Raw genomic sequence first — 12,508 nt, 5'->3', positions numbered from 1 at the left:
TGGCTTGGAAAACTGGTCAAAGTGGTGCTGGTACAGAATTTATGGAATAGAGGTCAGAATCAATTAATGATTACTGTTCAACCTCAACATTCTCGTACCATACCATGGCCACGCTTTTGTATAACAATCTGCCTACCCGCCGTTCCCCCCGCGCTTTCAATACCGTATTGAATGAGCTGCTTCGCGAGGGGCTGCAACCACAGGATAAACCCGCTGCCAGCTTCGTGCCGCAGGCTGATATTCTGGAGTCGGAGCAGGGCTTTGAGCTGCACCTGGCTTTGCCAGGCGTAGCGAAAGAAGACCTCAAAATTGATTTTCAGGAAGGTCGCCTCATCATCAGCGGGGAGCGGAAAACGCCGGCAACGGAAGAAAACGGGCCGAAATTCCGCCGCATTGAAACCAGCTTTGGTACCTTCTCCCGCACCTTCCGCCTGCCCGAAACGGTTGATGTTACCGGTATTGATGCCCAACTGGCTGATGGCCTGCTCCGGGTTACGCTGCCCTTTGACAGTAAAAAGGTAAGCAAACACCAGATTGAAGTACGGTAGGCCCCGATTTTAGAAAAAAGGCACCCGGTTGGTGCCTTTTTTCTTCCCGTTGTGGTTATATACTTGCAACCGTATACAATCGGGAGTGCCTCTAACGTTAGGGGCAGGAGTGGTGTAAAGCATTCCGCCAGAACGAGTAACTTAGTCAGACTTCTTTTTTTCAACCTCATCTTTAGAATAACCCATGCAAGCCAAACAAATGATGCTCGGCCTCATGGCTTCCGCCGTTCTGGGCGGATCGGTGGCCGTGGGAGGTTATAAGCTATTGGAACCGGAGCGCGAACTATCGCCCCAGGCCATAGCTGCCGACCCCAACGTACGCTACACCAGTGAGCTGCGCAGCAGCACTTACGAAGTGCCCGAGGGCCTCAACTTCGTGGCCGCTGCCTCCGCCGTAACGCCCGCTGTAGTGCACGTTATGACGGAGTACGCCCCCAAAATGACGCAGAACGACGCTGTGCGGATGGATCCATTCCTGCGCCAGTTCTTCGGCGACGATTTCAATCAGGGTCAGCGGCCCCAGTCGGGCCCGCAGATTGGCTCTGGCTCCGGCGTTATCATTGCCGCCAACGGCTACATCGTGACCAACAACCACGTGATTGATAAGGCTGATAAGATTGAAGTAGTACTGGACGATAAGCGCAAGTACAAGGCTGAGCTGGTAGGCGCTGACCCCACCACCGACCTGGCCGTGCTGAAAGTACAGGCCGATAACCTGCCCTTTGTGCGCTATGGCTCCTCCGACGACGTGAAAGTAGGGGAGTGGGTACTGGCCGTGGGCAATCCCTTCAACCTGAACTCTACCGTTACGGCGGGTATTATCTCGGCCAAGGGCCGCAACATCAATATACTGCAGCGCGAAGACCGCATGGGCGTAGAAGCCTTCCTGCAGACGGATGCCGTGGTAAACCCCGGTAACTCGGGTGGTGCCCTGGTCAACCTAAAAGGCGACCTGATTGGTATTAACTCCGCCATTGCCTCGCGCACCGGCTCCTTTGAAGGCTACTCGTTTGCCGTACCCAGCTCCATTGTGAGCAAGGTGGTAGACGACCTGCTGAAATACAAAGTAGTACAGCGCGCCCTGCTGGGTGTCAACATCCGCGAAGTAGATGCCACGCTGGCCTCCGAAAAGAAGCTGGCGTCGTTGAACGGCGTATATGTGGTGGGCCTGAGCAAGAACAGCGCTGCTGCCGATGCCGGCCTGAAGGAGGGCGACATCATCACTGAAATCAACGGCGTGAAGGTCAACACGTCCTCGCAGCTGCAGGAGCAGGTAGCCCGCTTCCGCCCCGGCGACAAGATTAAGATTGCCTACCTGCGGGAAGGGAAGGAGCGCAATGCCGGCGCCACGTTGCGCAATGCCACGGGCACTACCGATGTCATTCGCGAAGAAATAGCGTCTTCTATTGAGTATGAGGGCGCCAAATTTGCGCCGCTCACCCGCCAGGAAATGAATAAGCTGGACCTGGAAGGCGGCGCCAAAATCTCCGGCGTGCGCGGCAGCAATTTTAAAGAGACGGGCATTGGTGACGGCTTCATCATCACCCGCATCGATAAAAACAAAGTAGCCAAGCCTCAGGACGTGAAGCGCTATCTGGAAGAAGCTAAAAACAACCAGGGCGCGCTGGTAGAAGGTATCTACCCCGACGGCCGCAAAGCTTACTATCCTATCGGACAGGCAGAATAACCAGCTTCTGACCGGCTGAATTCCAAAGCCTCCGCCACTCAGGCGGAGGCTTTTTTGTTAGCTTTGTGACAGAGGAACTGACTAAAATACCGCTGCTGCCCCTTGGCTGCTACCGGCCCCAGCAGGAATAGCAGCTCCCCAACCGCAAAGCCCAAGACCCAACTCACCCACCTATACCCATGAAACAAGCTTTTGAAGAAGCCTTGGCCACCGGCGACGCACCTGCCCACGCCGACCCGCACGGCATCCGTACTGTGCTGCGCGAGCTAGGCGTACAGGCCAACAACCCCGCCTATAGCACCGGCCTGATCTGGGGCGGCGCTGATAACAGCAACACCCGCACCATTACCTCGCCCGCCGACGGCAAAGTAATTGCCACCGTAGCCATGGCCACGGCCGAGGACTATGAGCAGGTAGTGCGCACGGCGCAGGCGGCTTTCCTCACCTGGCGCACCATGCCTGCCCCCAAGCGCGGCGAGATTGTACGCCAGATTGGCAACAAGCTGCGCGAGTTCAAGGAGCCTCTGGGTAAGCTGGTAAGCTACGAAATGGGCAAAATCATGCAGGAGGGCCTGGGCGAAGTGCAGGAGATGATTGACATCTGCGACTTTGCCGTGGGCCTGTCGCGCCAGCTCTATGGCTTCACCATGCACTCGGAGCGTCCGGCGCACCGCATGTACGAGCAGTATCACCCGCTGGGCCTGGTGGCCACCATTTCGGCCTTCAACTTCCCGGTGGCGGTGTGGAGCTGGAACGCCATGCTGGCCGCCGTATGTGGTGATGTAAACATCTGGAAGCCCTCGGAGAAAACCCCGCTGGTAGCGGTGGCCGTGCAAAACATCATTAAGGATGTGCTGCGCGAAAACGAGCTGCCCGAAGGTGTCTTCAACCTCATCATCGGGGATGCTGAAATTGGCGCTAAAATGGCCGCCGATACGCGTATTCCGCTGGTGTCGGCTACGGGTTCTACCCGCATGGGTAAGAAGGTAGGCGAAGTAGTGGGTGGCCGCCTGGGCCGCGCGCTGCTGGAGCTGGGCGGCAACAACGCCATTATCCTGACCCAGCACGCCGACCTGGACATGGCCATGCGCGCCGTGGTATTTGGCGCGGTGGGCACCGCCGGCCAGCGCTGCACCACCACGCGCCGCCTCATCATTCACGACTCCATTTTTGAAGATGTAAAGGCCCGCCTGCTGAAAATTTACCCCAACCTGCCCATCGGCAATCCGCTGAAGGAAGGCACGCTGGTGGGGCCGCTCATTGACGAGCAGGCCGTGCATATGTTTACCAAAGCCCTGCAGGAAGTGCAGGCCGAAGGGGGCAAGCTGCTGATTGGCGGTGAAGTATTGAAAGGGGAGGCCTATGCCAGCGGTACGTATGTAACGCCCGCCATTGTAGAAGCCGAAAACCACTACCACACGGTGCAGGAAGAAACCTTCGCACCTATTCTGTACCTGATTAAGTACAGCGGCAGCGTGGAAGCGGCCATTGAGCTGCAGAATGGCGTGAAGCAGGGTCTGTCATCCAGCATCTTCTCCCTGAACATGCGCGAAACGGAGACTTTCCTCTCGTATGCCGGCTCCGACTGTGGTATTGCCAACGTGAACATTGGTACATCCGGCGCTGAAATTGGCGGGGCTTTCGGTGGCGAAAAAGAAACCGGTGGCGGCCGCGAGTCCGGCTCCGATGCCTGGCGTGTATACATGCGCCGCCAGACCAACACCATTAACTATTCCACCCAGATGCCACTGGCGCAGGGTATTACGTTTGATGTGTAAAAGCCATAAAGCTTAAGATGCAAAAGGCCTGTCTCTCCTCTGAGACAGGCCTTTTGCATGTAACGCGAAGCTCCGGCTTCGCGGACGAGCACAGCGAGTTCCAACGCGTTGGCTCAACGTCAGCATACGTCAGTACTCGCTCTGCTCGTCCGCGAAGCCGGAGCTTCGTTCTACTTCTCATGCTTCTGCTCGCAACTTCTGCAGCGTGGTGCAACCTCTGGTATTTCAGTTTGTCTTTCCCATGCTTACCCGTCAGAGCTAGTAGCTTAGCTTAGAAAGTCGGATATTTACCGGTTACCGATTTTTTACCTTTTGCCAACCCGCGTACCGCATGGAAGCAGTAGCGTATACCGACATCAATGCCCCGCTCGTGGAGCGGTGCCGGCTGGGCGACCGTCGCGCCCAGGCCGAAATCTATAAACGGTACTCCCGCGCCATGTTTAATGCGTCGTTGCGCATTACGGGCGACTACGCGGAGGCGGAAGATGTGCTGCAGGAAGCCTTTCTGAGTGCTTTCCGCGAGCTGCACAGCTACAAGGGAGATTCTTCCTTTGGCAGCTGGCTGAAGCGCATCGTTATCAATAAATCTATCAACTGCCTGCGTAACCGCCGCCTGCAGCTGGTGCCGCTGGGTGAGCAGCATGACGGAATAAGCCTTGATTACGCGGAAACCAGCGCGGAGCTGGAAGAAACCACCTGGAGGGCTGATGTCGTACGACGGTGCGTACAGGAGCTGCCCGATGGCTACCGCGTGGTGTTGTCGTTGTACCTGCTGGAGGGCTATGACCACGCCGAAATTGCCTCCATTCTTAATATCACTGAATCTACATCTAAGTCGCAATACAGCCGCGCCCGCAAAAAATTGCTGGAGCTGGCCCGCAACCACGGAATGTAAAAGAGCCCGCTGCCATTTTGCCGAGGCACCCGCTCTCCGGATAAGGAATCCGGACTTACTCGGCGAAGGGACGAACTGTGCGTATAACCACCTGTATGAATAAGAAACCCACCGGACTTGAAGAATTCGTCGACCGCCACCGCGCGGACTTCGACGCCTTTGAGCCCCGCCCGGACCTGTGGGACAGCATCGAAGCCGAGCTTGATGCACCTGCGGGCACGGTAGAGCAACCCACTTTACGTTTGATTCCGGCCACCGAAGAGTCGGCTACGGTAATACCCATGGCCTGGCATAAAGGTGCCGGCCGCTATGGCCTGGCCGCGGTGCTGGCGCTTTTGCTGCTGGCCGGCGTGGGCTATAGCTCCCGCTTTGGTACCTCCGCCGCTTCTATTCCCTGGAAAAAGGCGGCGCTGGGGCAATGGGCTATGAAGGATCAGCTCAGCCAGCAGGTTTCAGAGCAGGAAGCCCTGCACCTGTACACGGGCCGCAGCCCGGTAGCCATGACCACGGCCGCCGTCGATTCGCCGCGCCAGGATATTGCGCGGGTAGTGCAGCGGATGGAGTCTTACTATGCCGCCCAGATTATAGAGCGGCAAAGTGAGCTGGTACAGCTGGAAAAGCAGACCAAGGCCGGCTCTCCCGCCGACTGGCACCGCGAGCTGGCCAGCCTGGACTCTACCTACCACGAGCTGAAAGTAGAGCTGACCCGTAACCCCGACCCCAACATGGTGCTGGACGCCATGAACCGGAACCTGCAGATTCGACTGGATATTTTGAACCAGCAGCTGCGCATGCGCGAGCAGATGAACGATTACCACGACGCGCCCACGCTTTACGCTGACAACCGATGAAAGCCGCTTCTACCTGGACTCGCCACTGGCCCGGTGCCCTCGCGCTGGCCGGCCTGCTGATGCTGGCTGCCCCCACCCAGGGGCAGATGGTAGTGGGTAAGCTCGTGAGCAGGTCCTCCACCGTTTATTTCACGCAACCCAGTGAGCCCGGCTCGGCGGGCTACCAGCCTACGCCTATAGAAATTGGCTGCCCGGATCAGACGGAGCAAACCTCGGGGCAGGGGCCGCAGCAGACGGAGTCCGTTGGCCCGGTAGTAGAGAAAAACCGCAAGCTGAGCCGCACCTTTGTAGCACCCATTACGCGGCCTTACGTGCTGAATACCCGCTATGGCCGTGTGCAGATCAATGTGTGGTCGCGCAAGGAAGTACGCACCGATGTGGATATTACCACGCGGGCCGAATCGGAGGAGAAAGCCCAGCAGCTGCTGGAAATGATTCAGGTTTCGTTGAAAAACAACGACCCCGAAGCCAACGGCGGTATCAGCGCCACTACTTCCTTCGGCACTATGCCCCGGGAGTGCTGGAGCAAGCACCGGCTGTATGAGGTAAACTACACCGTGTGGCTGCCCAAAAATCAGGCCCTGAAGGTGATGAATACCTTCGGCGACGTGAGCATTTCTGGCGACCTGAGCGGCCCCAGCCTGCTGGCCGTGGAATACGGCACGCTGCGTACCGGCCGGCTGGAAGGCGAGGACAACATCGTGCGGATAAAGAACGGCTCGGCCTCCGTAGAGTATGCCCGCAAAGCGGTGGTGGATGCCAGCTACGCCAAGCTGCGGCTGGATGGCGGCAATGCCGTGGAGCTGCGCAACAACTACTCTGATATTGATATTGGCACGGTTCAGAACCTGACCATCCACAGCAAGTACGGCGACGTAGCACTGGGCACGGTAAAGAATCTAGAAGGCACCTCCGGCTTCAGCAAGTTCAGCATTGATAAGGTGAGCGAGCGGCTGGACATGACGGTGCAGCACTGCCCCACCTTTGAGGTGCGCAATACCAGCCCCAACTTCCGCCAGATTAACCTGGACGGCGGCTACAGCACCATCCTGCTCAACTTCCCCGATGGTACCGGCTTCAACTTTGATGTAAACACCCAGAATGGCAAGCTGCTGGTAGACAAGCGCCTGGTAACGGTGCGCTCAGAAGAAAGCAGCTCCGCTTCCAGTGACATGCAGGGCCAGTTCGGCCGGTCGTCGCTGCGGCCTACGGGCAACGTGAACATCAAGACCAAGTACACCAACGTGAGCTTCAACAAATAGATCAGCCTACTTTGTTGAAATAAAAAAGCCGGTATAGCCGGCTTTTTTGTTGCTCCTAAACCCGCCGTGCAGGCCACCTGATTACCTTTGAACAGTATGCGTTTTTTAGTTTTTATGCGGGTTGTTTTTATCTTGATACTACTGCTGATGAGCGGGCAGGCTGCCCGGGCTCAAACAGCTCCTTCTTCTGCTTCTATGTCGGTTCCTGCGGCCCAGCCTTCTGCTATGCGTACCTACGCCCTGCGCCTGCGCCCGGGAGACGATTTGCGCCAGCAGCTGCTGGCTTTTGTAGCGCAGCACCACCTGAAAGCCGCTACGGTGCTTACCTGCGTGGGCAGCCTTACTACGGCTACGCTGCGTCTGGCTAATCAAGAAGGACCTACGGTGTACCAGGGGCATTTTGAGATTGTATCGTTGGTGGGCACGCTGTCGGTAAACGGCAGCCACCTGCACCTGGCTTTTGCCGATTCTACCGGCCGCACCGTGGGCGGGCACCTGCTGGATGGTAACCGCATTTATACCACCGCCGAACTGGTGCTGGGTGTGCTGGACGACGTAGATTTCCGGCGCGAAACCGACCCGGTATCTACTTACCAGGAACTGGTGGTGTGCCCGGTAAAGCCCGTCGGGAAAAAGCGCGCTTCGCCTAAAAAATAAAAGCCGCCGGCCGGATGAACTTCGCGGTGGCCGGCGTTATTATCGTGGGAACGGGCCCGGGGCAAACAGGCTGCTGTTTGGCCTCAAGCCCAGGTACTATTCTAGTGTAGGAAGCATCATGCATAGATTTTCTTATCGATATCTGCTGGTTGCGCTGCTGGTTGCCAGCAGCTTTACAGCCCGGGCCCAGCAACCCGCGCAGCTCCTGGCGCAGGCCCTGCAGCAATACCCCGGCGAAAAAGCCGTGTACCTGGACTACCGCCAGGACCTGACCGTGGAAATTGTGGGCGACTCGGTACAGGTGCTGGCACGCCACCATTATGATATGCTGCACCTGGAAGCCCAGACTTCCATGTATGCCGATGACCGGGTGTATAGCTCCCTGTTCAACCGTCTGCAGAAAGTAGAGGCCCGCACTATGGTGCCTAATGGCCGCGACTACCGCACGGTGAAGGTGACGGACTTTAAATCGAAGTTTGAAACCCAGCCCGGTATTTTCTACGACGATACCCGCGTGACGACCTTCAGCTTCCCGATGGTGACGCCCGGGGCGCGCACCGTAACGGACTACACCGTGCGCCACCCCGACTCGCGCTTTCTGCAGCCCTTCTTCTTTAGCTCCTACGTGCCCGTACGTCACGCCGAGCTGACCATTACGGCTCCGGCCGGCGTGAAAGTGGAGGGCAAGCTCTTCAACACCGACCAGGTGAAGGTGCAGTTCAGCAAGCAGCAGAAAGGCAACACGGTGGTTTACCGCTGGGCCGCCGACAACCTGCCCACGCCCCGCGCGACGACAACGGCCCGGAAAGCAGCTACTACCGCCCGCACCTGATGTACTACATTGAGGAAGCACCCGTGGCTGGGCAGTCGCGCAAGCTGCTTTCGGGCGTACCCGAGTTGTTCTCGCTCTACTCCAGCTTCATTTCCCGCATCGACCGCAAAAATAACCCGGCTCTCAAGCACACTGTGGACTCCCTGGTAGTGGGTGCCAAAACCGAAGAGGAGCGGGTACGCCGCATTTTCTACTGGGTGCAGGATAACGTGCGCTACATAGCCTTCGAAAACGGCCTGCGCGGGTTTATTCCCCACGATGCCGGCCTGGTGTACGGCCGCCGCTACGGCGACTGCAAGGACATGGCCAACCTGACCCACGACATGCTGCAGCTGGCGGGTATCAAATCCTACCTCACCTGGATTGGCACCCGCGACCTGCCCTACCGCTACTCCGAGGTGGCCACGCCCGGCGTGGATAACCACATGATTACTACCTACGAGGCCAAGCCCGGGCAGTACATTTTCCTGGATGCCACCAGCCAGCACACACCGTTTGGGATGCCTTCTTCCATGATTCAGGGCAAGGAAGCGTTGATGTCTATCGATGGCAAAACCTCCAAAGTGGTGAGCGTGCCGGTTATTCCGAAGGAGCAGAACAGCATTGCCGATGTTTCGACGCTGACGCTGGACGGGACGGGGCTGCGCGGCAAAGGGCAGCTGACGATGAGCGGCTACCCCAAAATTATGCAGTCTTACGCGCTGGATGGACTGGATGAAACCAACGAGCCCAGGTACCTGAAAAAACTGCTGGAGCGCGGCAACAACAAGTTTTTCGTGGACCGCTACACCATTCGTAACCGCGAAGAGCGCGACCAGCCCCTGGCCATCGACTACGAATACCACGTGCAGGACTACGTGCAGAAGCTAGACGACGAAATCTACGTGAACCTGAACCTGGAGCAGCCTTACGCCAACGACCGGATAGACCCGGCCAAGCGTCGCCTGCCCCGCTACAACGAATTCAACCACACCACCCATTCCCGCACCGAACTGGAAATTCCGGCCGGCTACGAGGTGGAATACCTGCCCGCCAATGCCTCCGTGCAGGACCCTGTGCTGGGCTTCACCATCCGCTACGAGCGCGCCGGCAATAAAATTGTGCAGGATAAGGAAGTCTACATTAACTACCTGCTGCTACAGCCCACGCAGTTTGCCCAGTGGAATGCCGTGGTAGATAAGCTCACGGCCGCCTACCGGGACGTGGTCATCCTAAAGCGAAAAAAAGCCTGATATTCCGCCCTTATGCTGCGGGCGTGCTGCCTGTAGCGCCTCCTTACCTCCGTTATATGCCTTCTATTTTCCGGATGCGGCTGCTTGCTGTGCTGCTGTTATTGCTGACCAGCACCGCGGCGGTGCTAGCGCAGTCGGTGGCTACGGCCGTGCCTTCTACTCTGCGCTATGCCAACTATAACTGGGAGGCGCGCCGCGGCCGGCTGCCCATTTCCGCGGCCGATGCTCAGCTGCCCGCCGTTATTCTGCGCCAGCTTATTGCCCACGAGTATGCCTACGATGCCAGCCACGAGAAGCTGGAGCTGTATACCACCGACCACCGCATCATCCGGGTAAACTCGGCCGATGCCATTGAGCAGTTCAACAAAATCTACATACCGATTCAGGATGGGGGCCAGCTGCTTTCCCTGAAGGCACGCACTATCAGCCCCCGGGGCGAGATAGTGGAGGTAGACCAGAGCAGCATCAAGGAGCTGCAGGATGATGAGCGCCGCTTCAAGATTTTTGCCCTGGAAGGCGTGCAGAAGGGCAGCGAGATTGAATACCTCTACACCCGCGCCCGCCCCTTCAACTTCTACGGTCGGGATTATCTGCAATCCGATATCCCGGCCCGCAACGTCACGTTTGAGCTGATTTCGCCGGAAACGCTGGTATTTGATACCCGCGTGTACCACGGCCCCAAGCCCGCCCCCGATACCCTGGTGGAGGGCAAGCACCTGATCCGGCTGCAGCTGGACAAAGTGGCCCCGGTGCGCGAAGAAGCTTTTGCCAACGTGCAGGCCGAGCAGATGCGCATTGAGTACAAGCTGGCTTACAACCAGGCCCGCGGCGAGGAGCGCCTGTTTACCTGGGACGATGCCAGCCAGTATCTGCACAGCAATATCTACTCTCTTACCAAGGACGAAGGTAAAGCGGTGGATAAGCTCCTGAAGCAGCTGAAAGTAGCGGCCAGCGCCAAGCCCGAGGCTAAAATCCAGGCTGTGGAGCAGTATATCAAAAGCAATTTCAACCTGGATCCGGCCGCCGAGGGCGACCTGACAAAGGTAATTGCCACGCGCAATGCCCCGGAAAGCGCCTTTACCAAGCTGTTTGCCGTGGTATTCCGGCGCCTGGGCCTGGAGCATGAGCTGGTGTTCACCACCGGCCGTGAGGAAGCGCCGTTCGACGAAACCTTCGATACCTGGAATTACCTCGACCACAGCCTGATTTACTTTCCCGGCACCAAGCAGTTTATGGCGCCTACCCGGCCCGACTACCGCTACGGCATGGTGCCCGCCGAGTGGACGGCCAACAAAGGCCTGTTCGTGCGCACCGTGAAGGAAGGCAAAACCGAAAGAGGCACCGGCAAAGTGCGCGACATTCCCACCCTCACGGCCGCCCAAAGCCCCAACGACCTCGACATTACCGTGCGCTTCTCCCCGGAAATGGACAAAGCCACTGTGGACATGCGCCAGACCTTTGGCGGCTACAATGCCCAGGCCATTCAGCCCTTCTACTCCTTTATTCCGGAAGACAAGCGCACCGAGGCCATGCAGGAGCTGGTGAAGTCCAACGTGAAGGATGCCACCATCAAGAGCCTGAAGGTTATCAATGGCGAGCAGGGCCTGAGCCCGCTCACCAAGCCCTTTATTGTGGATGCCACGGTGGAATCCGTGGCGCTGCTGGACCGGGCCGGGCCGCGCTACCTGTTCCACATCGGGGAGCTGATTGGGCCACAGTCGGAGCTGTACCAGACCACGGAGCGGCAGTTTGACGTGGAAAACGACTTCAACCGCAGCTACCACCGCGTCATTAAGTTTGAGCTGCCCGCCGGCTACCAGGTGCGCAACGCCCAGGATCTGAACCTCAGCGTGCAGGCCGGCCCCGATGCCAAGTCCCCCGTGTACTACTTCCGGTCCGGCTCCGAGCAGAAAGGCCAGCTGGTCACCGTCACCATTGATGAAGTCTACAACCAGATCCGCTGGCCCAAAAAGGATTTTGAGGCGTACCGCAACGTCATCAACGCCGCCGCCAACTTCAACAAAGTAGTGCTGGTACTGGAGAAAAAATAACCAGGTGCGGCGGCGAAAGGTGCTTACTGCCAGTTAAATGCCTTTTTCGGTGGAGTTGCTCGGCTTGCAGCGTATTCTTCAGGCTGATGTTGTTATCTTGCCGGCCGATAGGCTCTGCCACCTCCATTCTACGGAGCCTGATCTGCCCCACGCACTCCTTTTCTCGCTCCCACCCGCGACCCATAGCCTCCACTCTCCAACCCGTCTTTGATGGATAAGGCCGCGGCATTTCGCCAGACAATTTCGAACCCCGTGAAGCTGCGCCTGTTTATGCTGCGCAGCCTGCCCATGGCCTACCTGGCCGGGCTGCGCGTGGCCAGCATCACGCCGGAGCATGCTACCGTCACGGTGCCGTTCAAGTACCTCACTAAAAATCCATTCCGCAGCATCTACTTTGCCTGCCTGAGCATGGCCGCCGAAATGGCCAGCGGGGTGCTGGCCATGATGCACATTCAGGGCGCGGGCGTACCCGTGTCGATGCTGGTGGTGGGTATGGAGGCTGATTTTACCAAGAAAGCGGTGGGGCTGATTGCCTTCACCAGCACCAATGGCCATGAAATAGAGGAGGCCATTGCCGAAAGCCGCGCCACCGGCGAAGGCCGCACAGTGGTATGCACCAGCACCGGCCTTGATTTGCAGGGCGATGTAGTGGCCACGTTCCGCATCACGTGGTCGTTCAGAGCGAAAAAAAATCGGAGCGAAGCTCAGCAGTAGT

At 58.0% G+C, this 12,508-nt stretch carries 11 protein-coding genes; all 11 read left to right on the top strand.

Annotation, left to right across the window (positions count from 1 at the left end; genetic code table 11):
• Positions 1-104: 104 nt before the first annotated feature.
• The 11 genes from PK28_RS15345 (at position 105) to PK28_RS15295 (ending at position 12,507) form a co-directional block, all read left to right on the top strand.
• A complete protein-coding gene (locus PK28_RS15345) occupies positions 105-548 on the top strand; it encodes an Hsp20/alpha crystallin family protein (protein WP_044515325.1) in 444 nt (147 codons plus the stop codon).
• A gap of 184 nt (positions 549-732) precedes the next feature.
• On the top strand, positions 733-2,235 hold the full coding sequence (locus PK28_RS15340; RefSeq protein ID WP_044515322.1) for a Do family serine endopeptidase: 1,503 nt from the start codon (positions 733-735) through the stop codon (positions 2,233-2,235).
• 179 nt (positions 2,236-2,414) lie between these two features.
• Positions 2,415-4,013, top strand: a complete 1,599-nt coding sequence (gene amaB, locus PK28_RS15335; RefSeq protein ID WP_082017150.1) for an L-piperidine-6-carboxylate dehydrogenase — start codon at positions 2,415-2,417, stop codon at positions 4,011-4,013.
• Between the two features lie 331 nt (positions 4,014-4,344).
• Positions 4,345-4,908: an RNA polymerase sigma factor gene (locus PK28_RS15330; protein ID WP_044515319.1), complete on the top strand. Its 564-nt coding sequence runs from the start codon at positions 4,345-4,347 to the stop codon at positions 4,906-4,908.
• A gap of 95 nt (positions 4,909-5,003) precedes the next feature.
• Positions 5,004-5,759, top strand: coding sequence for a hypothetical protein (locus PK28_RS15325; RefSeq protein WP_044515316.1), 756 nt, complete (start codon positions 5,004-5,006; stop codon positions 5,757-5,759).
• Complete coding sequence (locus tag PK28_RS19235) at positions 5,756-7,021, top strand: hypothetical protein (RefSeq protein WP_048826139.1); 1,266 nt, start codon at positions 5,756-5,758, stop codon at positions 7,019-7,021. The genes PK28_RS15325 and PK28_RS19235 overlap by 4 nt, the downstream gene beginning before the upstream one ends.
• 195 nt (positions 7,022-7,216) lie before the next feature.
• Positions 7,217-7,678, top strand: coding sequence for a PPC domain-containing DNA-binding protein (locus PK28_RS15315; protein WP_231576182.1), 462 nt, complete (start codon positions 7,217-7,219; stop codon positions 7,676-7,678).
• 118 nt (positions 7,679-7,796) lie between these two features.
• Positions 7,797-8,510 carry a DUF3857 domain-containing protein gene (locus tag PK28_RS15310; protein WP_044515312.1) on the top strand — a complete coding sequence of 238 codons (714 nt, stop codon included), beginning with the start codon at positions 7,797-7,799 and terminating at the stop codon, positions 8,508-8,510.
• On the top strand, positions 8,510-9,742 hold the full coding sequence (locus PK28_RS15305) for a transglutaminase domain-containing protein (protein WP_044515309.1): 1,233 nt from the start codon (positions 8,510-8,512) through the stop codon (positions 9,740-9,742). The genes PK28_RS15310 and PK28_RS15305 overlap by 1 nt, the downstream gene beginning before the upstream one ends.
• Before the next feature lie 56 nt (positions 9,743-9,798).
• The gene (locus PK28_RS15300; RefSeq protein WP_044515307.1) at positions 9,799-11,793 is read left to right on the top strand and encodes a DUF3857 domain-containing protein; all 1,995 of its coding nucleotides are present in this window, start codon (positions 9,799-9,801) and stop codon (positions 11,791-11,793) included.
• 210 nt (positions 11,794-12,003) lie between these two features.
• The gene (locus tag PK28_RS15295; protein WP_044515304.1) at positions 12,004-12,507 is read left to right on the top strand and encodes a PaaI family thioesterase; all 504 of its coding nucleotides are present in this window, start codon (positions 12,004-12,006) and stop codon (positions 12,505-12,507) included.
• The last annotated feature ends 1 nt before the right edge of the window (position 12,508 follow it).

Source organism: Hymenobacter sp. DG25B (assembly GCF_000801315.1).
Lineage (GTDB): Bacteria > Bacteroidota > Bacteroidia > Cytophagales > Hymenobacteraceae > Hymenobacter.
Note: the sequence above shows the minus strand (reverse complement) of the source record. Positions and strands in the feature narration are given on the sequence as shown.

What these genes read in the sequence shown, in the direction of transcription:
- PK28_RS15345 (WP_044515325.1), top strand. Translation starts at nt 105, where the DNA reads ATGGCCACGCTTTTGTATAACAATCTGCCTACCCGCCGTTCCCCCCGC.
- PK28_RS15340 (WP_044515322.1), top strand. Translation starts at nt 733, where the DNA reads ATGCAAGCCAAACAAATGATGCTCGGCCTCATGGCTTCCGCCGTTCTG.
- amaB (WP_082017150.1), top strand. Translation starts at nt 2,415, where the DNA reads ATGAAACAAGCTTTTGAAGAAGCCTTGGCCACCGGCGACGCACCTGCC.
- PK28_RS15330 (WP_044515319.1), top strand. Translation starts at nt 4,345, where the DNA reads ATGGAAGCAGTAGCGTATACCGACATCAATGCCCCGCTCGTGGAGCGG.
- PK28_RS15325 (WP_044515316.1), top strand. Translation starts at nt 5,004, where the DNA reads ATGAATAAGAAACCCACCGGACTTGAAGAATTCGTCGACCGCCACCGC.
- PK28_RS19235 (WP_048826139.1), top strand. Translation starts at nt 5,756, where the DNA reads ATGAAAGCCGCTTCTACCTGGACTCGCCACTGGCCCGGTGCCCTCGCG.
- PK28_RS15315 (WP_231576182.1), top strand. Translation starts at nt 7,217, where the DNA reads ATGTCGGTTCCTGCGGCCCAGCCTTCTGCTATGCGTACCTACGCCCTG.
- PK28_RS15310 (WP_044515312.1), top strand. Translation starts at nt 7,797, where the DNA reads ATGCATAGATTTTCTTATCGATATCTGCTGGTTGCGCTGCTGGTTGCC.
- PK28_RS15305 (WP_044515309.1), top strand. Translation starts at nt 8,510, where the DNA reads ATGTACTACATTGAGGAAGCACCCGTGGCTGGGCAGTCGCGCAAGCTG.
- PK28_RS15300 (WP_044515307.1), top strand. Translation starts at nt 9,799, where the DNA reads ATGCCTTCTATTTTCCGGATGCGGCTGCTTGCTGTGCTGCTGTTATTG.
- PK28_RS15295 (WP_044515304.1), top strand. Translation starts at nt 12,004, where the DNA reads ATGGATAAGGCCGCGGCATTTCGCCAGACAATTTCGAACCCCGTGAAG.